The organism is Flavobacterium zubiriense (assembly GCF_041729725.1).
Lineage (GTDB): Bacteria > Bacteroidota > Bacteroidia > Flavobacteriales > Flavobacteriaceae > Flavobacterium > Flavobacterium zubiriense.
On sequence record NZ_JBCFQL010000009.1, the window covers coordinates 150,491 to 176,135 of the forward strand.

24 protein-coding genes are annotated in these 25,645 nt (G+C 33.0%); all 24 read right to left on the minus strand.

The features are described from left to right. Positions 1-3: 3 nt before the first annotated feature. On the minus strand, positions 4-708 hold the full coding sequence (locus tag AAGV28_RS09900) for a DUF4240 domain-containing protein (protein WP_373406657.1): 705 nt from the start codon (positions 706-708) through the stop codon (positions 4-6). A gap of 55 nt (positions 709-763) precedes the next feature. Next, positions 764-2,419: a M1 family metallopeptidase gene (locus tag AAGV28_RS09905; RefSeq protein ID WP_373406658.1), complete on the minus strand. Its 1,656-nt coding sequence runs from the start codon at positions 2,417-2,419 to the stop codon at positions 764-766. Positions 2,420-2,468: 49 nt separating this feature from the next. Then, positions 2,469-3,683, minus strand: coding sequence for an ATP-grasp domain-containing protein (locus AAGV28_RS09910; RefSeq protein ID WP_373406659.1), 1,215 nt, complete (start codon positions 3,681-3,683; stop codon positions 2,469-2,471). Between the two features lie 4 nt (positions 3,684-3,687). Then, on the minus strand, positions 3,688-5,118 hold the full coding sequence (locus AAGV28_RS09915; RefSeq protein ID WP_373406660.1) for a leucyl aminopeptidase family protein: 1,431 nt from the start codon (positions 5,116-5,118) through the stop codon (positions 3,688-3,690). Next, positions 5,119-6,252 carry an alpha/beta hydrolase gene (locus tag AAGV28_RS09920; RefSeq protein WP_373406661.1) on the minus strand — a complete coding sequence of 378 codons (1,134 nt, stop codon included), beginning with the start codon at positions 6,250-6,252 and terminating at the stop codon, positions 5,119-5,121. Between the two features lie 141 nt (positions 6,253-6,393). After that, positions 6,394-6,993 carry a bifunctional phosphoribosyl-AMP cyclohydrolase/phosphoribosyl-ATP diphosphatase HisIE gene (hisIE, locus tag AAGV28_RS09925; RefSeq protein ID WP_373406662.1) on the minus strand — a complete coding sequence of 200 codons (600 nt, stop codon included), beginning with the start codon at positions 6,991-6,993 and terminating at the stop codon, positions 6,394-6,396. 92 nt (positions 6,994-7,085) lie between these two features. After that, complete coding sequence (hisF, locus tag AAGV28_RS09930) at positions 7,086-7,841, minus strand: imidazole glycerol phosphate synthase subunit HisF (protein WP_373406663.1); 756 nt, start codon at positions 7,839-7,841, stop codon at positions 7,086-7,088. Positions 7,842-7,918: 77 nt separating this feature from the next. After that, on the minus strand, positions 7,919-8,644 hold the full coding sequence (hisA, locus tag AAGV28_RS09935) for a 1-(5-phosphoribosyl)-5-[(5-phosphoribosylamino)methylideneamino]imidazole-4-carboxamide isomerase (RefSeq protein WP_373406664.1): 726 nt from the start codon (positions 8,642-8,644) through the stop codon (positions 7,919-7,921). An 83-nt stretch (positions 8,645-8,727) separates the two neighbouring features. Further along, positions 8,728-9,315, minus strand: a complete 588-nt coding sequence (hisH, locus tag AAGV28_RS09940) for an imidazole glycerol phosphate synthase subunit HisH (RefSeq protein ID WP_373406665.1) — start codon at positions 9,313-9,315, stop codon at positions 8,728-8,730. A gap of 67 nt (positions 9,316-9,382) precedes the next feature. Next, positions 9,383-10,519 (minus strand): bifunctional histidinol-phosphatase/imidazoleglycerol-phosphate dehydratase HisB, encoded by a 1,137-nt coding sequence (gene hisB, locus AAGV28_RS09945; protein WP_373406666.1) that lies wholly within the window; start codon positions 10,517-10,519, stop codon positions 9,383-9,385. A 91-nt stretch (positions 10,520-10,610) separates the two neighbouring features. Then, positions 10,611-11,660 (minus strand): histidinol-phosphate transaminase, encoded by a 1,050-nt coding sequence (hisC, locus tag AAGV28_RS09950; protein ID WP_373406667.1) that lies wholly within the window; start codon positions 11,658-11,660, stop codon positions 10,611-10,613. Between the two features lie 105 nt (positions 11,661-11,765). After that, on the minus strand, positions 11,766-13,049 hold the full coding sequence (hisD, locus tag AAGV28_RS09955; RefSeq protein WP_373406668.1) for a histidinol dehydrogenase: 1,284 nt from the start codon (positions 13,047-13,049) through the stop codon (positions 11,766-11,768). 95 nt (positions 13,050-13,144) lie between these two features. Then, entirely contained in the window at positions 13,145-14,002 is an 858-nt protein-coding gene (gene hisG / locus AAGV28_RS09960; RefSeq protein WP_373406669.1) for an ATP phosphoribosyltransferase, read from the minus strand. Positions 14,003-14,400: 398 nt separating this feature from the next. Next, a complete protein-coding gene (locus AAGV28_RS09965) occupies positions 14,401-14,880 on the minus strand; it encodes a DUF2231 domain-containing protein (RefSeq protein ID WP_373406670.1) in 480 nt (159 codons plus the stop codon). Between the two features lie 10 nt (positions 14,881-14,890). Then, positions 14,891-15,850 (minus strand): YeiH family protein, encoded by a 960-nt coding sequence (locus AAGV28_RS09970; protein ID WP_373406688.1) that lies wholly within the window; start codon positions 15,848-15,850, stop codon positions 14,891-14,893. A gap of 50 nt (positions 15,851-15,900) precedes the next feature. Continuing rightward, positions 15,901-17,928, minus strand: coding sequence for a hypothetical protein (locus tag AAGV28_RS09975; RefSeq protein ID WP_373406671.1), 2,028 nt, complete (start codon positions 17,926-17,928; stop codon positions 15,901-15,903). Between the two features lie 107 nt (positions 17,929-18,035). After that, positions 18,036-18,782 carry a 3-oxoacyl-[acyl-carrier-protein] reductase gene (fabG, locus tag AAGV28_RS09980; RefSeq protein WP_373406672.1) on the minus strand — a complete coding sequence of 249 codons (747 nt, stop codon included), beginning with the start codon at positions 18,780-18,782 and terminating at the stop codon, positions 18,036-18,038. 135 nt (positions 18,783-18,917) lie between these two features. Further along, the gene (locus tag AAGV28_RS09985) at positions 18,918-19,340 is read right to left on the minus strand and encodes a hypothetical protein (RefSeq protein ID WP_373406673.1); all 423 of its coding nucleotides are present in this window, start codon (positions 19,338-19,340) and stop codon (positions 18,918-18,920) included. A 203-nt stretch (positions 19,341-19,543) separates the two neighbouring features. Further along, positions 19,544-20,416 (minus strand): succinate--CoA ligase subunit alpha, encoded by an 873-nt coding sequence (gene sucD, locus AAGV28_RS09990; protein WP_373406674.1) that lies wholly within the window; start codon positions 20,414-20,416, stop codon positions 19,544-19,546. Positions 20,417-20,580: 164 nt separating this feature from the next. Then, positions 20,581-21,513 (minus strand): UDP-3-O-(3-hydroxymyristoyl)glucosamine N-acyltransferase, encoded by a 933-nt coding sequence (locus AAGV28_RS09995; RefSeq protein ID WP_373406675.1) that lies wholly within the window; start codon positions 21,511-21,513, stop codon positions 20,581-20,583. A gap of 102 nt (positions 21,514-21,615) precedes the next feature. Further along, positions 21,616-22,182, minus strand: a complete 567-nt coding sequence (gene efp, locus AAGV28_RS10000; protein WP_161643320.1) for an elongation factor P — start codon at positions 22,180-22,182, stop codon at positions 21,616-21,618. Positions 22,183-22,342: 160 nt separating this feature from the next. Further along, positions 22,343-23,128 carry an acyl-ACP--UDP-N-acetylglucosamine O-acyltransferase gene (gene lpxA / locus AAGV28_RS10005; RefSeq protein WP_373406676.1) on the minus strand — a complete coding sequence of 262 codons (786 nt, stop codon included), beginning with the start codon at positions 23,126-23,128 and terminating at the stop codon, positions 22,343-22,345. 78 nt (positions 23,129-23,206) lie between these two features. Next, positions 23,207-24,595 (minus strand): bifunctional UDP-3-O-[3-hydroxymyristoyl] N-acetylglucosamine deacetylase/3-hydroxyacyl-ACP dehydratase, encoded by a 1,389-nt coding sequence (locus tag AAGV28_RS10010; protein ID WP_373406689.1) that lies wholly within the window; start codon positions 24,593-24,595, stop codon positions 23,207-23,209. Continuing rightward, positions 24,588-25,634 carry a UDP-3-O-(3-hydroxymyristoyl)glucosamine N-acyltransferase gene (gene lpxD / locus AAGV28_RS10015; protein WP_373406677.1) on the minus strand — a complete coding sequence of 349 codons (1,047 nt, stop codon included), beginning with the start codon at positions 25,632-25,634 and terminating at the stop codon, positions 24,588-24,590. The genes AAGV28_RS10010 and lpxD overlap by 8 nt, the downstream gene beginning before the upstream one ends. Between the last annotated feature and the right edge of the window lie 11 nt (positions 25,635-25,645).

Sequence of the window (25,645 nt, forward strand, 5' to 3'; positions counted from 1 at the left end):
AATTTATTTTTTCCAGAATTTTTGATATAAAACAGGACATACTTTTTCCATTGTTATAGGTTCATCTACGTTCCAGTTAAATTCTAAGATAGGATAATGTTCATCGTTTGTTTTAAAATTTTCATAATCTATATAAGCATAAGCTTCTTTATCAGTCCTGTTTTTAAAAGCACTTAAACCAACATGCCAAAAACCTTCAAAATCATATACTTGTGGTTCATTTTCAACTAAATTTACTAAATAATCAGGATTTTCTTTAACTTTATAATAAGCTTCTTTTCCTCTTGAAACTAGCCAACATCTAAAATAATCAAAACCATCTTCAGCCACACCATTGCTGATAATGTAATTAGCACACCATAAATCTGAAGTATAGGAGTCAAACAAAAGTTTATCCGTTCTTAATCGAAAACCAACCATTTCTTTGGGTGAAAGTTTCTCGATTTCAGAAATAAGAAAAATTTCCTGATCTTCTTGATTGGTCGTTTCTTGTATTGATTTTTCAATAATAGCCCAAAAATTTTCTTCGTCCAGCATTTCACTTGATGCTTTAAAATGTATCGAATCTAGATTTATCTTTGGAGCTACATCAGTGGAATCAATGCTTGAAATTGTCTCTAATCCCGTTGAATTAACTGTGTTATTTTGGCTGTAGCCAATGGTAGAAAAAACTAAAAGGAACAATAGAAAAAAGTAGTGATGTCTCATATTAATAGAATATTCGATTAGACAGTGCTGAAATACTGTATAAAATTAGTCTATTTTATTTTCTAATGTGGACTCCTTTCACATAAAAATTAACGTCAACAACTAAATTTGAATTTTCATCAATGTTAGTCTCTTTTTTCCAATTAGTTTCTGGTTTTTGCCATTTATCAACTCCATTAAAAGAAATTTTAATAGGCATATCAAATCCCGAAACACAATTTGTCCAACGATAGACTAAATTTTTATTTTCAAAATAATATTCTAATGTTGGAATTCTAATATCTCTTAAATATTGATCAAAAAACGGATTCAAATCCATTCCCGTTTCTGCACTCAAGTAATCTTCAATTTGTTTAGTTGTAACCGTTTGATGATAAAAAGTAGCGTTTAAACCTCTTAAAATAGCTTTCCATTTCTTGTCGTCATTTACAATTTGGCGTAAAGTATGCAGCATATTCCCTCCTTTCGAATACATATCGCCCGAACCTTCCTTATTTACATTGTAATTTCCAATGATAGGAATATCATTTTGTATATGCTTTCTTGTTCCTATTACATACTCAGATCCTGCATTTTTGCCGTAATAATATTCCACAAAAAGACATTCAGAATAGTTTGTAAAACTTTCATGAATCCACATATCAGCAACGTCTTTGTAAGTGATGTTATTAGCAAACCATTCATGTCCTGATTCGTGAACAATAATAAAATCAAATTTTAATCCCCAGCCGGTTCCGCTCAAGTCATGTCCTAAATAACCATTTTCAAATCCATTACCATAAGTAACTGAACTTTGGTGTTCCATGCCTAAATAAGGAACTTCAACCAACTTGTAACCGTCTTTGTAAAAAGGATAAGGACCAAACCAATATTCAAAAGCCTCAAGCATTCTAGGTACTTCTTTGAATTGTTTTTTGGCTTTTGCCAAATTGTCTCTCAAAACATAATAGCTACAATCTAAAGTTCCTTTTTCGCCTTTGTATTTTTCTGAAAAAGAAACATAATCACCAATATTGATGTTCACGCCATAATTATTTATTGGATTTGAAACGTACCAATTATAAGTTTTGGTGCCGTTTTTATGTTTTTTTACACTCAACAAACGACCATTAGAAACGTCCATTAAGTCTGACGGAACATTAACACTAATGTACATATTCTCTACTTCATCATACATGTGGTCTTTATTTGGCCACCAAACACTAGCACCTAAACCTTGACATGAAGAAGCTATAAACGGTTTTCCGTTCCTGTCTTTTTTCCAGGTAATTCCACCGTCCCAAGGCGGATTAACGGCAACTTTGGGTTTACCACCATAAAAAACGCTAAGTTCTTTTGTAGAGCCTTTTTTTTGTACAGCAACTAAATTTACAAAATATACATTTCCTTCTCTATTGTATTTTAATTCAATTCCATCTTGAACAATTTTGCTGATTTCTAAAGGATTTTGTAAATCAATTTGCATTACATTATAGTCTTGTACTACTTTATATTTAATAGTATTAGAGCCTGTAATTGTGCTATCTAAAGGATTTATTTTTACATGTAATCGATACTGTTTTAAATCCCACCAAGACCTTTCTTTAGTGATACTTCCACGCATGCTGTCTTGCTTAGTAAACGAATTATTTTGTTTACCTAAAAGGGATTGTGCTTTTATTGGGTTTAAAACGCAGCATACTGTGATAATGAAAAGACAAAGAATCCTCATAAATTTTATAGTCTTTTTTAAATAAGTTGTAGTTGAATTAATCCAGAATTTAGTGCAATTTTGTCACTTTGTTTTGTTGTACAACCGCAGTATAATCTGTAACTAAACGATCTACATAATGATTTAATAATTCTAAAATTCGATCGTTATTGTCTGATTTTACAATTAAACCCGCATGATAATCTAAAGGCACTCTAAAACAAACTTCGGGATCTGAAAATGAAGATAAATCAGGATGCTGATATTTAGACAAAGTCAAAACAATACCCGCATATTCTTTTTTTACTTTTGGTAATTTATATTTTTTTTCTTTAACTAAAGCGTCTTCGATTATAGCCCATTCTTTCCAAAGATTGATATTTGAAGCTGCTTCTACCATTTCAGCAATATGAGCACCGCCTACACGAGAAGAAGTTTCCAGAAAATAGATTTTCCCGTCCTCTTTGCATTTTATAAATTCGGTGTGAGCCACTCCATTCTTTAAACCAAAGCCTTTTAAAACTGCTTCGTTTACCTTTTTGATTTCGATGTCATCCTCTGAATTATAAGGAATATTGGAAGTTCTAAAAACGCCTCCGCCTTGCGAAATTTCCATTGGTGTAGCTAAATATTTTGAAGTCAAACTGAACAGAATTTTACGATCTAAAATCAAACTATCACAATGGTACACATCACCAGGTTTAAATTGTTCCAATAAATATTTAAAACGATTATTTCCCATTTCGTTAATGTGAATCCACAAATTTTCCTTATCAAAAACTTTAATAATTCCTGATGCAGAAGCTTCTGAACGCGGTTTTAAAACCCATGGAGGCGAAACCGTATCGGCAAAAGTATTGATATCATGGTCGTTGAATAACGAACAAAAGGCAGGAATAGGAATTCCGCAACTTTTAGCTCTCATTCGCATTGCTAATTTATCTCTAAAATAACGCCCGGTAGTTTGTCCCATACCATCAATACGAAGATTTTCTCTTAGGTAAGTTGCTTTTTCAACATCGAAATCGTCTAATGCTACTATGGCATCAACCGTATTTGATTTCATTAAATTACCAACACCTAACAACAAATGCTCTAAATTCCATTCGGTATCTGAACCTTGCATGTAGAAAATTTCGTCTATGTAATCATGTGGCCAAGGCTTATCTCTTAACTTTTCGCTGGTTACGAGATAGACTTTGTTTCCCTGTTTTTTTAACTGAATTAAAAAGTCAGTTCCTTTAAAATAATTTGAAATACAAACGAAGCTTTTAGCACTTTCCATAAATTCATAAATTTTCTATGAATTTAATCAATAAATGTACACCATACGCAGTTGCATGTTTACTTTTTGCAAATTCATCATCACCAAACGCAACACCAGCAATATCCAAGTGTGCCCAGGCAGTATGTTCTTGTATAAAAAACTCTAAAAACTTAGCGGCACTAATAGCTCCAGCTGCTGGTTTTCCACTGAAATTCTTAACATCGGCAATATCGCTTTCAATGTCTTTTTTATACGAATCCCACAAGGGTAAAGGCCACAATCGTTCGCCTATTGAATCTCCTGCATCTTGAATTTTTTTAGAAATCAATTCATTATTGGTAAACAAAGCACCCGCTTCATATCCTAGAGTAGCTACACTACTTCCGGTAAGTGTGGCAATGTCTACAATATATTCAGGATTATAATTTTTAATTAAATACGACAATCCATCGGCTAAAACCAATCGGCCTTCGGCATCGGTATCGATAATTTCAATCGAATTTCCGCTGTAACTATAAATAACATCACTAGGTAAAAAAGACTTGCTATCGACTGAATTTTCTGCACAAGGAACAATTGCAGTCACTTTTATAGGTAATTGTAAATCGGCAATCAATTGCATCGCTCCAAGAACAGCAGCGCCGCCAGCCATATCACATTTCATGTGAACCATTCCTGCGGTTTTGATATTCAATCCTCCTGTATCAAACGTAATTCCTTTACCAACTAAACCTACGTGCTTTAAATTAGCAATAGTTTCTTTAGGGCTGTAATTCATAATTACAAATTGAGCTTCATTATCACTGCCTTTTCCAACAGCCACAAAAGCGCCTAAATTTTCTTTTTTTGCCGCTTCTAATCCTAGAATCTTTACGTCAAAACCATATTGATTTCCTTTCTCTTGTGCCCAATTAGCTAAATATTTTGGAGTAACTACATTTGGAGGTAAATCCACTAATGTAAAAGTTTCCAGTTGTGCTTTTGCAATTTTTAAAGCTTTTTCTATTACTGTTGAATACTCTTTTGCAGCTAAAATTTTAAGTTCAAATTCCACATTTAAAAACGGATGAAACTCTTGTTTTTTATAATGTCCTAAATTATAGGTTCCTAAATACAAGCCTGAAATAGCTGCTTCTACTTGCTCTTCGGTAAAGTCATCTGGTAAAAATAAAGACACATTGTGGCTAAATGTGTCTTTTTCTTTAGTTGCTATTCTTCTAAATATTGTTTTTAATGATTTGTAGTCAATTGATTTTCCTAAACCAATAAAAATATAAGTTTTATCATTTTTTTCGGCTAAATAATGAGTGTCTTTTTTCCCAAAAAAAACTTTAGAAGCTATTACTACGCCATCAAATTCGATAGGAATCAAATTTCTAGCAGTGGTTTCAAAAACGGGAACTAAAACAGTTCCTGAAAAATTATCTAAACTATCAATCGTTGTTATTTTCATTTAATTGTCTTTAGTGTTAAAAAAGAGCCATTCTATTGCCTTGGGGAATTCGTCACTCCAATACGTTTCGTTATGCTTTCCTAATTTGTTGATGCTCAAATTAATCTTCATTTTATCAGCAACAAATTCGCTTTCGAGTATACTGTTTTTAAAGGTTTCTACATGTTCTATCATCGTTTCACTTTCATCGCCACCAGCATACAAATAGATTTTTGTAGCTTCTGAATTTTCATAAGTTTTCAACTCCATTTTAGGAACAACCCAAAGTGATGGAGAAAAAATCATCAATTTCCCAAAAACATCTGGATGTCTTAAACCTGAAAAAATACTGATTAATCCACCCATAGAACTTCCGCCTATTCCAGTAAATGCTCTTTCTTTTTTGGTTCTAAAATGATCATCAACATAAGGTTTGAGTGTTTCGACTAAAAATTTAATGTATTTTTTGCCCTGTCCTTTTCCCAAAATTGTTTTCCCAACATTGTATTCTTTTAATCGATCTTCTTCGGCATGTTCAACAGCAATAACAATAATTTTACCCACGTTATACTCTGACATTACCGCTAATTTTTTGTCAATTTGCCAGTTGCCATATCCTGAATTTTCATTGAATAAATTCTGAGCATCCTGTAAATACATTACGGGATAACTTTCGTTAGAATAATCGTAATCGTGTGGTAAAAGCGCCCAAACTTTGCGTGTAGTATTCAATTGCGGTATTTCAAATTCATCCGAAATCAATTGGATTTGAGGTAAGAAATTAGGCTTAAAAGGCAACCAATTTTTTCTCCAGCGAAATACATGCTCTTTTTGGATTCCTGTGTGATTATTTGTAGAACGATTTTCTGTTCGTTCACCAATAGCATCAATTTCTACCGCACTCCAATCTCCTTTGGTGAATTTATACAAAATCGTATTGGGCAATACAAAATCATGTGCAAATTTAAAATGATACAATCCAGTACCTACTTTTTCCATCACAAAATTTTTGTCCTGGGTAAGCCAATCATTGAAATTTCCTGAAATATAAACTGGACGAGAGTCATCTTCGTCAGTTGTTAATATGATATGTAATCCTGTTTTTATTTTAGTGGTAATTAAATCTTCTGAAAAATGAGTGTTATCAAAAATCATAAGGGGTTATTTCTAAGTGTTTTATTTATGTGGTAAATATAGCGGATTGCTTTTTTGGGTAAAAGAAAAAACGAGTCTAGAGATCAATTTTATTCCCTAATAGACTCGTTTTTAAGTAAATTAACACAAAAAATAAGGCTGCTATTTCTGACGGTCTTTTAAAATCGAAATTACATCATCCAGCTTAAATCCTTTGGCTTGTAATAAAATCAAATAATGAAATAATAAATCGGCACTTTCGCTTAAGAATAAATTATCATTCGAATCTTTAGCTTCGATTACCACTTCTATCGCTTCTTCACCTACTTTTTGAGCAATTTTGTTAATTCCTTTTGCAAAAAGAGAAGCTACATAACTTTGTTCTGAATCGGCTTTTTCTCTTCGGCTTTGAATAGTATCTTCTAAATGAGAAATAAATCCGTAACTGTTTTCATTTGGCGTTTGCCAACAAGTATCAGCACCTGTGTGACAAGTAGGTCCAACAGGATTTGCCTGTATCAATAAGGTATCTCCATCGCAATCATTTTTAACATCAACCAAGTTTAAAAAATGACCACTTTCTTCCCCTTTAGTCCAAAGACGTTGCTTAGAACGGCTGTAAAAAGTTACTTTTCCTGTTTCAATTGTTTTTTGGTAGGCTTCAGCATTCATGTAGCCTAACATCAAAACATTTTTTGTTTCACTATCTTGAATAATTGCAGGAATTAACCCGTGTGCCAATTTTGAAAAATCTATTTCCATTTTTTTTAAGTTATTAGTTATGAGTTAGGGGTTATTAGGTATTGAGTAGGTTAAACATTAGCTCTTAACGTTTAACATATAACTTCTAACCCTTACACTCTAACTGCTATATTACTCTTTTTTAATTCCTTTTTCAAGGTTTTGATTTCAATTTCCTTGAAATGAAAAACACTTGCTGCTAAGGCTGCATCTGCTTTTCCATCAATGAATGTATCTGCAAAATGCTGAATGTTTCCTGCTCCTCCCGAAGCAATAATTGGAATATTGACTAAAGTTGACAATTTAGCCAAAGCTTCATTAGCAAAACCATTTTTAGTTCCGTCGTGATTCATGGACGTAAACAGAATTTCTCCTGCTCCTCTTTGTTCTACTTCTTGTGCCCAATCAAATAATTTGATTTCTGTTGGCACTTTTCCACCTACCAAATGTACAATCCATTCTCCATCAATTTGCTTGGCATCAATAGCAACAACAATACATTGGCTACCAAATTTCTGTGCCAAATCATTAATCAATTGCGGATTTTTTACTGCCGATGAATTAATCGAAACTTTGTCAGCTCCATTTTGCAACAGCACTTCTACATCAGAAACTGCCGAAATCCCACCACCTACAGTAAATGGAATATTGATAGTTGCGGCTACTTTTCGAACCAAATCAACCAAAGTACGTCTTCTTTCTTCAGTTGCTGAAATATCTAAAAACACCAATTCATCCGCACCTTCATCCGAATAAATTTTAGCTAATTCCACCGGATCTCCTGCATCTCGCAAATCTACGAAATTAACACCTTTTACGGTTCTTCCGTTTTTAATATCGAGACAAGGGATTATTCTTTTTGTTAACATTCTTTATAATTTGAAAATTTGAAAATTAATCAATTTGAAAATTCATTGTTACATTTCCAAATTATCTAATTTTCAAATTATTTACTTAAAATATATTGTTCCAATTGTTTCAAACTAATTCTTCCTTCGTAAATTGCTTTTCCAATTATTGTTCCTTCGCAACCTAATTCGGCTAATTTAGGCAATTCATCAAAAGTAGAAATTCCTCCTGAAGCAATTAATTTTATTCCGTTAGCTTCTTTTATAACCTTAGCATACAAATCAAAACTTGGGCCTTCTAACATTCCGTCTTTGGCAATATCAGTGCAAATTACATACTCAATTCCTTTAGATTGATAATCCTGAATAAAAGGAACTAAATCTTCGTTAGAATCTTCTAACCAACCAGAAACAGCTACTTTTTCGTTATTAGCATCAGCTCCTAAAATAATTTTATCTGCACCATATTCAGCAATCCATTTTTCGAAAATAGCACGGTTTTTTACCGCAATACTTCCTCCTGTAATTTGGTTTGCACCACTTTCGAAAGCAATTTTCAAATCAGAATCTGCTTTTAATCCACCACCAAAATCAATCTTTAATTTGGTTTGAGAAGCAATTTGTTCCAAAATTTTATGGTTTACAATCTTGCTTGATTTAGCTCCATCTAAATCAACCAAATGCAAATATTCGATTCCGTGTGCTTCAAATTCTTTGGCAACCTCAAGCGGATTTTCGTTGTATATAATTTTGGTATTGTAATCGCCTTTGGATAAACGAACACATTTTCCGTCGATGATGTCTATTGCTGGTATTATTCTCATTTATTTTTATTTAAAGATTGAAGAATTTAAAGATTAAAAGATTATGCTATCGGTGATGCCTAATTCTTAAATCTTTAAATCTTTTAATTTTTCAATTCAAGAAAATTCCCTAGAATTTTCTCCCCCACATCACCGCTTTTTTCAGGGTGAAATTGAGTTCCGTAAAAATTATTATTTTCTAATGCTGAAGCGTATTCTACTTCGTAATTAGTGGTTGCAATGGCTTCGTCACAAAGTGGTGCGTAAAAACTGTGTACTAAATACATGTATTCTTTTTCAGAAACATCTTTAAACAAATCCGATTTTAGATTGTAAATGGTATTCCAACCCATTTGTGGTACTTTTACTTTTGGCGTAAACTTAATCACATCTACGTCAAAAATCCCTAAACCAGTCGTATCGCCTTCTTGCGTGTGTTTACACATCAATTGCATTCCCAAACAAATTCCCAAAACAGGTTGGGTAAGCGTGGGAATCAAAGTATCTAATCCGCTTTCTTTTAGCATTTTCATGGCATAACTTGCCTCTCCTACGCCTGGAAAAATGACTTTATCCGCAGCTTTTATTTCCTCAGGATTATTGGTTAACACAGCAGAATATCCGAGCCTTTCTATGGCAAATAGAATACTTTGAATATTTCCTGCTCCGTAATTTATGATTACTATTTTCATTGTTTTAGTTGTTAGTTGTCGGTTGTCGGTTGATAGCCAACAACTATCAACCGACAACTATAAACTTTTAAAGCATTCCTTTCGTTGAAGGTAAAATCATTTTTTCTGTATCACGTTTTACAGCAACTTTTATCGCTTTTGCAAAAGCTTTAAAGATAGCTTCAATTTTGTGATGCTCATTATCGCCTTCTGCTTTGATGTTGATATTGGCTTTTGCCCCATCAGAAAATGATTTGAAAAAGTGGAAAAACATCTCTGTTGGCATTTTACCCACCGTTTCACGTTTGAATTCGGTTTCCCAAATCAACCAATTTCTTCCACCAAAATCAATAGCTACTTGCGCTAAACAATCGTCCATTGGCAAACAGAAACCGTAACGCTCAATTCCTAATTTATTCCCTAAGGCTTTTGCATACACTTCTCCTAAAGCAATCGCAGTATCTTCAATGGTGTGGTGTTCATCCACTTCCAAATCTCCTTTTACTTTGATATCCAAGTCCATTTGTCCGTGACGCGAAATTTGGTCTAACATGTGGTCGAAGAAAGCAATTCCTGTATCGATGTTGCTTTTTCCCGTTCCATCCAGGTTTAACTTGATATAAATATCTGTTTCGTGTGTTTTTCTGGTAATCGAAGCGGTACGTGCTTCTAATTTCAAGAACTCGTATATTTGTTTCCAATCCGTAGATTGTAATGCAATAACAACATCTAATTCTTCTCTTTTAGCACTGATTTCGCTACTTCCAGCTCCGTCAGTAGTATTCAAAAAGATGGCTTTTGCACCAAGGTTTTTAGCCAATTCAATATCAGTTAGTCGGTCACCAAGAACAAATGAGTTTGCCAAATCGTAGTTTGGATTATCAATGTATTTAGTCAACATTCCTGTGCGTGGCTTGCGTGTAGGCGCATTGTCTTCTGGAAAAGAACGATCAATGAAAATATCATCAAAAAGCACTCCTTCGTTTTGAAACGCTTTCAGAATAAAATCCTGTGTTGGCCAAAAGGTATCTTCAGGAAAACTAGCTGTTCCCAAACCATCCTGATTGGTTACCATTGCTAATTCATAATCCAATTCGGTAGCAATTTTAGCCAAATATTGAAATGCTTTTGGATAAAACTCTAATTTTTCCAAGCTGTCTAATTGATATCCTTCTGGTTCTAAAACAATCGTTCCATCACGATCTATAAAAAGTACTTTTTTCATTATTTATTTAGTATTTAACCCTTCTAGGGTTTGAAACCCTAGAAGGGTTAGTAATTCGATTAAAATATTTGGTCAAGTATATTTAAAAAAATTAACGAATCTCTTTTAAAGCCTCCATCAACTTCTTATTCTCTTCTTCCGTTCCAATAGTAAAACGCAAGCAGTTTTCACATAAAGGCTGCGTAGTTCTGTTTCTAATTACGATTCCTTTAGCGATTAATTCATCATAACGTTTGTTGGCATCGTCTACTTTTACCAGGATAAAATTTGCCTCTGTTGGATAGATTTTCTCCACAAAAGATACTTGATCTAAAACTTGTAATAAAGCTTCTCTTTGTGCTATGATTGAGGTGATTTCGTTATCAATTTTTGATTGATCTTTCAATCTTTCTAATGCTCTTTGTTGCGTCAATTCGTTTACGTTATACGGAGGTTTGATTTTATTCAAAACTGCAATAACTTCAGGTGAACCATAACAAATTCCTAAACGAATTCCTGCCAAACCATACGCTTTAGATAAGGTCTGTGTAATAATCAAATTAGGATATTGATCTAATTTGGCTAACCAACTTGCCTTATCTGAAAAGTCAATATAAGCTTCGTCAATGACTACAAAACCATTGAATTTTTCTAATATGGTAGTAACACTTTCTTCGGTAAATGAATTCCCAGTTGGGTTATTCGGTGAACACAAAAAGATAATTTTAGTGTTTGCAGTTACCGCTTCTAAAATCGCTTCTACTCTGGGTTGGAAACTCTCAGAAAGCAAAATTTCTTTATGCTCTACATTATTAATATTGGCTAAAACACCATACATTCCGTAAGTTGGCGGCAACGAAATTACATTGTCTTCTTTTGGCTCACAAAAAGCTCTGAACAACAAATCCAATACTTCGTCACTTCCGTTTCCAAGCAAAATTTGATTGGTATTTAACCCTTTATTTTTAGCTAAAACTGCTTTTACGCTCGCTTGTTGTGGATCTGGATAACGGTTTACTCCATTTTGATACGGATTCTCATTGGCATCCAAAAACACCATATTAGCAGTGTCAAAATCTTCAAATTCATCACGTGCTGACGAATAAGGCTTCAACACCTTTACGTTATCACGAACTAAACTATTTATATCGAAATTTTTCATTTTCTTATTTTATAAAAAATAAAGAAAATAGAGCATAGAATATAGACTTTACTATGATTCTAAAATTTCTATCTATTCTCTTTTATCTATATTCTATTATCTTTTTTATTCTAAACTTTTCAATCTCAAAGTAACCGCATTTTTGTGCGCTTGTAAACCTTCGGCTTCTGCCATATTTTCAATCGCTTTTCCTATGTTTTGAATTCCTTGTTCAGAGATTTTTTGAAATGTCATCGATTTCATAAAACTATCCAAATTCACACCGCTATAATTCTTAGCATAACCATTTGTTGGCAAGGTATGATTGGTTCCCGAAGCGTAATCTCCGGCACTTTCTGGCGTATAATTACCTATAAAAACTGAACCTGCATTTTGGATTCCATCAACATAAAAATCATTATTGGCAGTACAAACAATAAAGTGTTCTGGGCCGTATTCGTTGATTAAATCCAATGCAATAGCATCATTTTCAACAAAAATCAATTTCGAATTGGCTATCGCTTTTTCAGCTATCGCTTTTCTAGGCAAAACATTTAATTGTAATTGAATTTCGTTTTCAACTGCATCCATCATCGCTTTAGAAGTTGAAACTAAAATTACCTGACTATCTGTTCCGTGTTCTGCTTGCGACAATAAATCCGAAGCTACAAAGGCAGGCACAGCCGTGTCATCAGCCACAACTAACAATTCAGATGGGCCAGCAGGCATATCAATGGCTACACCAAACTGCGTCGCTAATTGCTTCGCTACCGTTACATATTGGTTTCCAGGCCCAAAAATTTTATACACTTTTGGGATGGCTTGTGTACCAAAGGTCATTCCCGCAATTGCTTGAATTCCACCAACTTTTATGATTTTAGTCACACCACATAAATGAGCAGCATACAAAATAGCAGGATTGATATTTCCATTTTTATCGGGAGGCGAACACAAAACGATTTCACTACAACCCGCAATTTTAGCAGGAACAGCCAACATCAAAACAGTAGAAAACAAAGGTGCTGTGCCGCCAGGAATGTACAAACCTACTTTTTGAATTGGTCTTTTTTCTTGCCAACATTGCACGCCTTCAGTCGTTTCAACAGAAACACGAGTGGTTTTTTGCGCTTGATGAAATTTTTCTATATTGGCTTTTGCCAAAGCAATTGCTTCTTTTAAATCATTAGGCAAAGTTGCAACAGCAGCGTCGATTTCGGCAGTAGTAACTTCGATGTTTTCAAAACTTACGTCATCAAACTGCGTCGTGTATTGGGCAACAGCCACATCTCCGTCTTTTTGAACAGCCGAAAAAATTTCTTTTACCGTTTGTTCGATATCGTTTACCGTTTTAGTTGGTCTTTCTAAAATAGAAGCCCAGATATCTGGCGTTGGATTGTATATCTTATTCATGTTGTTAAGTTATGGGTTATGGGCTATGAGTTATGAGTTAAGTGTCAGTTGTTATTCGATTTTTTGAATACTTCCAACTCCCAACTTCTAACTTTTTAAAGTACCATTTTCTCAATTGGGCAAACCAAAATCCCTTCAGCTCCTGCTGCTTTCAATTGGTCAATCACTTCCCAAAAAGTATCTTTGTCAATTACGGTGTGTACACTACTCCAACCTTCCTGAGCCAATGGCATTACCGTAGCACTTTTCAATACTGGAAGAATACTGCTTACCGCTTCGATTTTATCGTTAGACACATTCATCAAAATGTATTTTGATTTACGAGCTCTTAATACCGATTCGATTCTAAACTTTAACGTATTAATTATTTCTTGTGATTCAGCAGAAACTTTTGGAGAAACCGCTAAAACGGCTTCGCTTTTAAAGATTACTTCTACTTCTTTCAAATTGTTTTTAAACAACGTACTTCCGCTGGAAACGATATCTACAATGGCATCGGCTAAACCAATATTTGGTGCAATTTCAACTGAACCAGAAATTTGGTGAATATCAACGGTTACTCCTTTTGAATTGCAATAATCAATCACCGTATTTGGATAAGATGTTGCCACACGCAAACCATTCAAATCCTGAATTGAATTGTACTCAAACGCCTTAGGTACGGCAATAGAAACTTTACATTTAGAAAAACCTAATTTTTGAATTACTTCAATGTTTTTTCCTTTTTCAACTAATAAATTGTCTCCTACAATAGCAATATCCACCACTCCATCAATTAAATATTGAGGAATATCGGAGTTTCTTAAATACAAAACTTCTAATGGAAAATTTGATGCTTCAGCCTTTAACTGATCAATACCATTGTTGATAGAAATCCCCGCATCTTTAAGAATTTGGATACTTTCTTCGTTTAATCTACCTGATTTTTGAATTGCAATTTTTAGCGTACTCATTGTTTTGTTTTTTTATGTTTTATTGAATGTGTTTGAGTACAAAGGACTTAACACACAATGAAAAACCCGTTTGATGTACTCAAACGGGTTTATTAATATGATGATTTACACGCATACCATTAACACATCGCTTGAGAGCAATAATGTGAATGATGATGATGCAATTGATTTGATAACATTATGATTTTGTATTAATCTTAAAATTGTGCTGCAAATATAAGTGATAAAATAGTTACAACCAAATTTTTAATTTAACTAAATGTTTCGAAAATATTAAAAAAGAAATTTTCTTTTTCCCCGTCCCTAAAGGGTGAAAAATTTCTTTAAAATTCATCAAAATTATACCCTTTAGGAATAAGGGAAATTAATTTTAAAGTGACTCTAACTCTATTAACCAATTATTTCGGACTCTCAACATTACTATTCTGAACCGTTTCTTCAGGACGAATTTCAGTATGACGTATTTCTCCTCCAGAAGTTCCCACTTTTGTAGAAAAAAATACGGCAACTATTGCTATAACTAGAATTGCATAAGAAAAGAAACTCGCTTTTGGATGTTTTTTGATATTGGTTATCAATCCAATAATGGAAACAACTCCAAGTAAATACATGATGATGGCAAATTTTTCAGCTAATTCTTCATGATTATGAACAATTTCGTGACCAATATTAGGCATATCTTCTACCAGTTCTTCGGCTCCTTCTCCAGTAGCCATACTAAATGCGGCAAAAACGGCTGCGACAATAAATAAAAAATAAGCAGTGTTTTTTACCGAATTGTTTTTAAAAAACAAACCTCCTAATAAAATCAATAATCCCAAAATAGTTCCAACAATTGGAAAATGGTTTACTAACAGGTGTAAATGTGCGTCGTTCATAATTTTTTTTTTAATTCAAATACAAAATAGCAATTAATGACAAAGATGCAATAAATCCCCATAACAAAACACCTTGTATTAAAGGTTTTATTCCAACGGCTAGCAAAACGGAGCTACTTAGTCCTGAACCAATAAAAAACAAAGTAATCGTTAATCCAATTTTAGCAATTGAAACAATATGTGGCGTTACAATTGCTGCTTGAGGAACGTAAGTATTTACAATCATTGCCAATATAAAAAATCCTATAAAATATGGGATTTTTATTTTGCTGGTTTTATTCTTAAACAAGAAACTCGTTAATAAAACAATAGGAATAATCCATAAAGCACGCGCCAGTTTTACTGTAGTTGCAATTTGCAAAGCCAATGAACCATATTTATTAGCCGCTCCTACTACCGAACTCGTATCGTGAATAGCTAAGGCGCACCACAACCCGAAATCTTCTTGAGACAATTCCAACCAATGTCCGATTGTTGGGAATAAAAACAATGCAATCGAATTCAGAATAAAAATGACACCTAAAGCTACCGAAGTTTGCTTTTCATCCGATTTAATAACTGGAGTAATCGCTGCAATGGCACTTCCTCCGCAAATAGCAGTTCCACACGAAATTAAATGAGACGTTTTTTTATCTGTCTTGAGCCATTTTCCTAAAAAAGTTCCCAATAAAATGGTACTAAACAAAGTGACAACCGTTAATATAAAACCTTCTTTGCTCGAATGTAAAGCATTGGTAACATTCATTCCAAACCCCAAACCCACTACCGAAACCTGAAGTAAAACGTGAATGATTTTATGATTTAAATGCAACCAGGGATGTCCTGAGATATTAGCAACCAATAATCCAAGCAATAATGCAATGGGCGGACTTATTATTCCTGTCAAGCAAACGATAAGCAAACTAACAAAAATAATCTGCTGTACTCTGCTATGTTTTTCGAAATTAAAGATTCCGTTTTCAGGAAAAATTTTTGATTGTTTATTCAAGAGAAATCTTTTGTATTAAAATTTAAAATTAGTTACAATAAACCATTGTATTTTCGAACAAACCATTCGATGGCAAAAAAACTACAAATTAAAACCAACAACCATTTCCAGTCAATCAAAGGCGAACGACTGATGTTGTTTTTTTCAATCGTTTTATAATCTTCATCCACTAAAAGTGATTGGATTAACGCATCCATTTGATTTGGAAAACACACTTTTCCTTGTGTCAATGCAGCTAATTGATTCAATCGATCCAAGTCTGGATTTACAAATTGTTTTTCGATATCAAAATCTAAAATTTCAAAATGACTCGAATACGTCGATTTTGAATTCAATTCTTTTACCGTAAAATTATATGTTCCAGCTGGTAAACCGTCCAAATTAACTTTGTAAGCATTATTACCTTTCAATAAATCGTAAGTTGTAGTTTTTTTAGTTTTCGAATGGACCAATGCAATGCTCAAATGTGCTTTTTCGTCAAATTCATAATTTTTATTGAAATATTGCGCTGTAATTTCAATAGCATCGCCTGAATTATAGAAACTTTCGTGGTTAACAACCAATGATTTTTTAGAATTAGTACTCGCTAAAAACTGAACGATTTTATCAATAAAAACATCGTACTTATCGAAAGATTCATTTTGAATATAACTTTCTAAACGCCATTTCCAACTGTTTTCTCCTAACAAAAATGCAGAACGGCTTCCTTGGTTTTCACCAAAAGCAAGCAAAGGCGCTTCGGTCTCCATATTTCTAATTTTTGAAGAAAGCAAAATACTGGTACTTCCATTGGTTTTAATTTTTCCATACGGATTTTGCAAAGGTGGAAAATTTTCGAAACCAATATTATCAAGAGCAAAAAGATTGAATTGCGAATTAAATCCCGCCAAGTAATCTTCTTTTTGTGAAGTCATTTTAAATTCTAAATTGTTCTGTTGTTGGTTTAAAAATCCAAAATCAGTATGTGTGCCTGTAATAATAAATGTATTGATTCGAGCCAATTTATTCGAGTCAAAAATAGCTTTAAATTCAGATCTAGGCTGATATAAAATCAAAACATTGTAATCATTTAATTGATTGATTTGTTTAGTGTTAAAAACAGTTACTTTACGTTGTGCATTAGATTCAATGGCTCGTTTTAAAGCTGCTACATCAGGATGATTTATGGATGAAACTATAGCAACATTTGTTTTTTGATCAATGATTTCGACAGCAAAATTTTTATGATTGTTATAGCTGTTTATTTCTTTTTCAGCCGAAATTAAACTCGCCTTATACAACTGTGTTCCTATTTTATTTGCAGTTAAAAGTACATTTACAACCGCTGTATTTTTAGTTGGAGAAAAAGAAACACGCTGTTTGTTTAAAACGGAATTTCCCTGCGAAATTTGAAAATCAGCAGTTATATTTTTTGTACCAGAATAGTGTAAAAACACTTCTACAGGAAATTTATTCTTTAGAAAAGCATATTTATTGACATTCAGTTGGTTGATTTTCAAATCCAAAACCTTCGTCGTATCTCCTAAAACTACAGGAAAAACTTTATTAGAAGCATCAAAACTATAAACATAATCATTCCCTGATGTTTGATTACCATCACTAATCAATACCGTTGGGAAAGAATTATTTCGATTAATAGCTTTTAATCCTTTAGCAATTCCGTCTAAATTGGTTTGTGTTCCTTTAAAATCTAATTTCTGAAAAGGCAAAAATTCCGAATCAAATTGATAGGATTGAATATTGTATTTTTCTTTTAAATCTTTATTTGATGTAAGTTTCGAATGCAATTCGGTTGCTACATTATCTGCTTTCAAATTCGTAATCGAACTCGAATTATCAACAACAATGGCGAGATTCGGTTTATCAACAACAGTAGTATTAGTTGTAATCAATGGATTAATCAACAACAATAACAAACCAAAAATACCTAAAAAACGTAAAAAAGCCAAGAGCAAATTAACTTTTAATGTACTCTTGGCTTTGTAATAATATTGAAAATAAGACAACCCAACTGCTACTATTAAAGAAAGTATAATCAGTAGAATGGTGTTAGTTGTCATTTATTTTTTAATTTAAAGATTGAAAAATTAAATAATTTAAAAATTCTAAACATTTACGAATATAAAAAATCTTTAAATTCTTAAATCATTAAATCTTTGAATGAATATTAAGTAAGCATTCCTCCGCAAACATTCAATACTTGTCCTGTTACATAAGCACTCAAGTCTGAAGCTAAGAATAAACAAGCATTGGCTACATCTTCAGTAGTTCCACCACGTTTCAACGGAATTCCTTCAGTCCAGCCTTTTACAACATCTTCGCTTAATTTAGCAGTCATTTCAGTTTCAATAAATCCTGGTGCAATAGCATTGCAACGGATGTTACGAGAACCTAATTCTAAAGCTACTGATTTTGTAAATCCAATAGCACCAGCCTTAGACGCAGCATAATTGGTTTGTCCTGCATTTCCAGAAACTCCTACAACTGAACTAATATTGATGATTGAACCCGCACGTTTTTTCAAAAATGTTTTTTGAATGGCTTTCGTCATATTAAAAACCGATTTCAAGTTCACATCGATTACCTGATCAAAATCAGCTTCGGACATACGCATTAATAAATTGTCTTTTGTAATTCCAGCATTATTGATCAAAATATCAACTGTACCAAAATCAGCTAAAACAGAATCTACTAAAGTTTGTGCTTCATTAAAATCAGCTGCATTGGATTTATATCCTTTGGCTTTAATGCCTAAAGCGTTTAATTCATTTTCTAAAGCCAAAGCTGATTCAGCAGATGCGCTGTAAGTAAAAGCTACATTGGCACCATGTTTTGCAAATACTTCTGCAATTCCTCTTCCTATTCCGCGACTTGCGCCTGTGATGATAGCTACTTTTCCTTCGAGTAATTTCATATTATGATATAAGTTTATTTACTAAATTGAGATACAAATATAAACGATTTAGCTGTTTTATAAAATTTATGGTATAAAAAAAGCCTTACCGAAGCAAGGCTATTCCTAATATTATTTTATTGCATTGAAAATGAACTAGAAAGCTACATTCCATCTTGGCAATTTAGCGTTTTCGTTCAAAAAATTTTGTAAAACTTGTCCTTCCACAAAAGTTGGAATCACTTTAGTATCGTCATTAAATGTTTCGTACCAAACTACTTCTAAACGGCTAATTTCTTCTTTTTTCATTTGTGCAGGCCAAGAATATTTTCTTCCTGTTTTTGCAAATTGGTGACCGTTTACAATTTTGTCATACAATCCACCATTTTTAGTTTTCAAAGTACCATCATTTTGTACTGTTCCTGTAGAACCGACCATGATTAATTCTTTTGTATCAGCAACATCATAAACTAAAAATATACCTGAACCTTCAGTAGCATTACAAACTTCTTCTAAGCTATCTTCTATTGTTAATGAAAACTGATTTTTAACTGTGAATCCTTCTAATTCCTTATACATAGTAATCTCTTTTGAATTGGATTTTCAAAAAGAGGGCAAATAAAAGCCTGTTTTTTTGAAACCAATTATTAATTTTTATTTATTTCAAACAAAATTAGTATTCCTAATTTTAATCGAGTGCAAATGTATTTCTTTAATTCTGTTTTATACTAAAAAAGCCCCACAAATGTGAGGCTTAATGTATTTAAATTCGGTTTTAGAGATTATCCTAAAACTTCTTTTACTTTTTTACCAATTTCAGCTGGTGAATCAACAACGTGAATTCCGTTGTCTCTCATAATTTGTTTTTTAGCAGCAGCTGTATCATCAGAACCTCCAACAATAGCACCAGCATGTCCCATAGTTCTACCAGCAGGAGCAGTTTCTCCAGCGATGAAACCAATTACAGGCTTACGGTTACCATCAGCTCTAATCCATTTAGCAGCATCAGCTTCTAATTGTCCACCAATTTCACCAATCATGATAATTGCTTCAGTTTCTGGATCGTTCATCAATAACTCAACCGCTTCTTTAGTAGTTGTTCCAATGATTGGATCTCCACCAATACCGATAGCAGTAGTGATTCCTAATCCTTGTTTTACTACTTGGTCAGCAGCTTCGTAAGTTAAAGTTCCTGATTTAGAAACAATACCAATAGTTCCTTTTTTGAAAACAAAACCTGGCATGATACCTACTTTAGCTTCACCTGGAGTGATGATACCTGGACAGTTAGGTCCAATTAATCTAGCATTTCTCTCTTTAACGTAGTTGTTTGCATAGATCATATCAGCAACAGGAATACCTTCAGTAATTGCAATAATTACTTTAATTCCAGCATCAGCAGCTTCCATAATAGCATCAGCAGCAAAAGCTGGCGGTACAAAAATAATAGAAGTATCAGCACCTGCTTTCTCAACCGCATCTTTAACTGTATTAAAAACTGGAAGATCTAAATGAGTTGACCCTCCTTTTCCTGGAGTTACACCACCTACAACGTTAGTACCGTATTCAATCATTTGAGAAGCGTGGAAAGTACCTTCGCTTCCTGTAAAACCTTGAACAATTATTTTGGAATCTTTGTTAACTAAAACACTCATGATATATATTTTATGTGATTTTTAAATTTGTAATGCAAAAATAAGGTTTTCGAAATTATTTGAGCTCTTTTCTTATCAAAAAAAAGTCTGTTATTTTACTCATTTGTTAGCTTCAACACAAATTATTGACTTTTTAACAAAATGCAATAATTTACCCCATTTATTTATTGTTTTAATTTCTCTAGAATCTCTGGAATCTTTTTGATATTGGCCAATTGTTTCAATTTTTCTCTGGATTCCTGAATAGGTGTTCCAAAATAGGTTTTTCCACCCGCGACCGATTTAGTTACTCCGGTTTGACCTAATATAACTGCTTTTTCACCAATGGTAATTCCGCTAGTTGTTCCTACTTGTCCCCAAATAGTTACTTCATCTTCAATGATAACACATCCTGCAATTCCGGTTTGAGAAGCAATCAAACATTTTTTTCCAATTACAGTATCATGTCCTACATGAACCTGATTGTCAATTTTTGTTCCTTCGCCAATAGTAGTATCACCAGTAACTCCTTTGTCAATGGTACACAAAGCGCCAATTCCAACATTATCTTTAATAACTACTCGCCCACCCGAAAGCAATTGATCAAAACCATCAGGACGTTTTTTATAATAAAAAGCATCTGCACCCAGAATGGTTCCTGCATGAATAATTACATTATCTCCTAAAACCGTATAGTCATAAATAGAAACATTAGAATGAATCAAACAATTTTTACCAATAACAACATGATTTCCAATAAAAGAATTCGGCTGAATTACAGTTCCTTCACCAATAACAGCTGAGGGAGAAATAGCAACTCCTGAGAATTGAAAAGGTTTAAAATGCCTTGTTAATTTATTAAAATCACTAAATGGATCCTCTGAAATCAACAACGCTTTTCCTTCAGGACAATCCACTTTTTTATTAATTAAAACAATTGTAGCTGCCGAATTTAAAGCTTTTTCGTAGTATTTAGGATGATCTACAAAAACAATATCTCCTTTTTCTACCACATGAATTTCGTTCATGCCCAAAACTTCAAAATTTTCGTTCCCTACAAATTCACAATTCAGTAAACCTGCAATTTCTTTTAAAGAATATGCTTTTGTAAATTTCATAAATTAATTTAAAGATTGAAAAATTTAAAGATTAAAAAATTCCATTGTTAATTTAAAGCTTAAAAACATTTCATTTTTTAATCTTTAAATTTTTCAATTAAACTACTCTTTAACACGCTCCATGTAAGAACCTGAAGCAGTATCAATTTTAATTTTGTCCCCTTCATTAATAAACAAAGGTACGTTAACCGTAGCTCCTGTTTCAACAGTTGCTGATTTAGTAGCATTTGTTGCTGTGTTTCCTTTAACTCCTGGTTCAGCATACGTTACTTCAAGAATAATTGAAGCGGGCATATCTACAGATAAAGGCAAATCAGTTTCAGTATTCACCTGAACCATTACATTAGTACCTTCTTTCAATAAATCTGGGTTATCAAGAATACTTTTATTCAAAGTAATTTGCTCAAAGGATTCGTTATTCATGAAATGAAATTGATCTCCTTCAGCATATAAATACTGGTATGTATGTGTTTCTACACGAACATCTTCAATTTTATGTCCTGCTGAGAATGTATTATCCAATACTTTTCCAGTGGTTAAACTTTTTAATTTTGTTCTTACAAAAGCAGGTCCTTTTCCTGGTTTAACATGTAAAAATTCGATAATTTTATAAATATCGTGATTGTATTTAATACAAAGTCCGTTTCTAATATCTGATGTAGATGCCATTTTATTGTTTATTTGTTTATTCGTTTATTTGTCAATTCGCTTATCTGTTCGCATCGATTCATCGATTTTACAAATAAACGATTAAGCTTTTATTTTTTTTAAAGACTAATTCAAATTAAAACTCCCAGTCTTTTCTCTTTCTTCTTTATTCTATTCTCTTTTAATAATTTCCGCTGTACCCTTTCATGATACCACGAGAAGAATTTCTAATAAAATCGATAATTTCATCTCTTTCTGGAGTGGCTTCCATTTCGGCTTCAATAATTCCTAAAGCCTGAGTTGTATTGTAATTCTTTTGATATAAAATTCTGTAAATATCCTGAATTTCTCTTATTTTTTCGGTTGCAAAACCTCTACGTCTTAATCCAACAGAATTAATCCCTACATAAGACAAAGGTTCTTTAGCCGCTTTAGTATATGGAGGAACATCTTTACGAATTAACGAACCACCAGAAACCATAGCATGATCTCCAATATTAATAAATTGATGAACAGCTGCCAAACCACCTAATACGGCATATTTACCCACAATTACGTGACCAGCTAATAGTACTCCATTTACAATAATAGCATTATCTCCTACTACACAATCATGAGCAATATGAGCCGCTGCCATTATTAAACAATTATTTCCAATAACCGTTTGTCCGGATGCATTTGTACCTCTATTGATGGTTACACATTCTCTAATAGTACAATTGTCACCAATGATTGCTAATGAATCTTCACCACCAAATTTTAAATCTTGAGGAACCGCCGAAATCACTGCACCCGGGAAAATATTACAATTTTTTCCAATTCTTGCGCCTTCCATAATGGTTACATTAGAACCGATCCAAGTACCATCACCAATAACTACATTATTGTGAATGGTTGTAAAGGGTTCAATAACCACATTTTTGGCGATTTTTGCGCCTGGATGCACGTATGCTAATGGTTGATTCATATTTTTTATTTAATCGTTTATTCGTTTAAGTGTTTCATCGATTAACCGAATAAACGATTAACCAAATCAACAAAAAAATTACTGTTTCTTAGCTATTTGAGCCATCAATTCGGCTTCAGCAACTAATTTTCCATTAGCATAAGCATTCGCTTGCATGTGACAAATTCCTCTTCTAATAGGAGTAATCAAATCACACTTAAATATTAAAGTATCTCCAGGCAATACTTTGTGTTTGAATTTAACATTATCAATCTTCATGAAATAAGTCAAATAATTTTCTGGATCAGGAACAGTACTTAAAACTAAGATTCCTCCAGTTTGTGCCATAGCTTCTACAATTAAAACACCTGGCATAACGGGAGCATCTGGAAAATGTCCAACAAAGAAATTCTCATTCATGGTTACATTTTTCATTCCCACAACATGATTATCCGACATTTCAATAATTCTGTCAATCAATAAAAATGGAGGTCTATGAGGTAAAACAGCCATGATTTTATGAATGTCCATCAAAGGTTCTTGATTTAAATCGTAAACAGGAACGTAATTACGTTGCTCGATTTTAATCATCTTTGCCATTTTTTTAGCAAATTGTGTATTTACAAAATGCCCAGGTTTGTTTGCAATAATTTTTCCTTGAATTTTTGTTCCAATTAAAGCTAAATCACCAATTACATCCAATAATTTGTGTCTTGCAGCCTCATTAGGATAGTGTAAAGTTAAATTATCAAGAATTCCATTTGGTTTTACATTAATTGTTTCTTTACCAAAAGCTACTTTTAAATTCTCCATCGTAGTAGCCGAAATTTCTTTGTCTACATAAACAATAGCATTATTTAAATCGCCGCCTTTAATCAAGCCATTATCTAAAAGAGATTCTAATTCATGTAAGAAACTAAAAGTTCGAGAAGAAGCAATTTCTGTTTTGAAATCATCAATATTTTTAAGCGTTGCATTTTGAGTACCTAGTATTTTAGTACCAAAATCAACCATTGTAGTTACCGTATAATGATCGCTAGGCATGACTAGAATTTCGCTACCACTTGCTTCATCAGTAAACGAAATCACTTCTTTTACTACATAAACATTTCGGTTAGACGTTTGTTCTTCTACTCCTGCTTTTTCTAAAGCTTCAACAAAATATTTTGAAGAACCATCCATAATAGGCAGTTCTGAAGCATTCAATTCGATAATTACATTATCCAAATCACAACCTACTAAAGCCGCCAAAACGTGCTCTGGTGTTTGAATTTTGACTCCTAATTTTTCTAAATTAGTTCCGCGTTGTGTGTTTACAACATAATTAGCATCAGCTTCAATAATTGGATGTCCTTCTAAATCTACCCTAACAAAAGTAAAACCATTATTTACTGGAGCAGGTTTAAAAGTCATTTTAACTTCTTTACCTGTGTGTAATCCAACCCCTGTTAACGATATTTCTGTTTTGATGGTCTTCTGTTTAACCATTTTTTCCATTTTTTTGGTTTAATATTTGTTTTTTTAATTCGTCAATTTCTGCGATAATCTTAGGTAAATTTTTAAAATGTACATACGATTTACTAAAATCATTATAGCCAAATGTTGGGCTTCCTTGCAAAACTTCATTGTCTTTTATATTCCTTGCAACTCCAGATTGGGCTTGGATTCTAACATTGTTTCCAATTGTTAAATGACCAGAGATCCCTACTTGCCCACCAATCATTCCATTTTTACCAATTTTTGTTGAACCAGCAACTCCGGTTTGAGCAGCAATTACGGTATTCTCACCTATTTCTACATTATGAGCTATCTGGATTTGATTATCTAGCTTAACTCCTTTTCTTATAATTGTTGATCCTAAAGTAGCTCTGTCAATTGTGGTACAAGAACCTATTTCTACATCATCTTCAAGAATAACATTCCCTATTTGAGGAATTTTTTTATAACTCCCATCTGTATTTGGCGCAAAGCCAAAACCATCCGATCCTATAACAGTTCCTGCATGAATGGTACAATTATTACCAATTATGGATTCAGAATAAATCTTAGCGCCGGCAAAAATAGTGACATTATTACGAATGACAACATTATCACCAATAAAACAATTTGGATAAATTTTTACATTATCACCAATGTTTACATTTGTCCCAACATAACTAAAGCTACCCAAATAAAAATTTTCACCATATTTTGTATCTTCAGAAAGTACCGTATGCGGTTCAATACCTTGTTTACTAGCTTTTTTTGCTTTATCATAAAATTCTAATAAATTTGAAAAAGCTAAATAAGCATCTTCTACCTTAATTAATGTAGTGTTTAAATGAGACTCAGGAATGAAACTTTTGTTGACAATGGTTATGGTAGCTTCGGTAGTATAAATGTAGTTATTGTATTTCGGATTGGATAAAAAAGTTAAAGAACCCACTTTTCCCTCCTCAATTTTAGAAAGCTCGTGAACTTCAGCCAGAGGATTCCCTACGACTTCGCCTCCTAAAACACCCGCTATTTGTTCTGCTGTAAATTTCATTCCGACAAAAA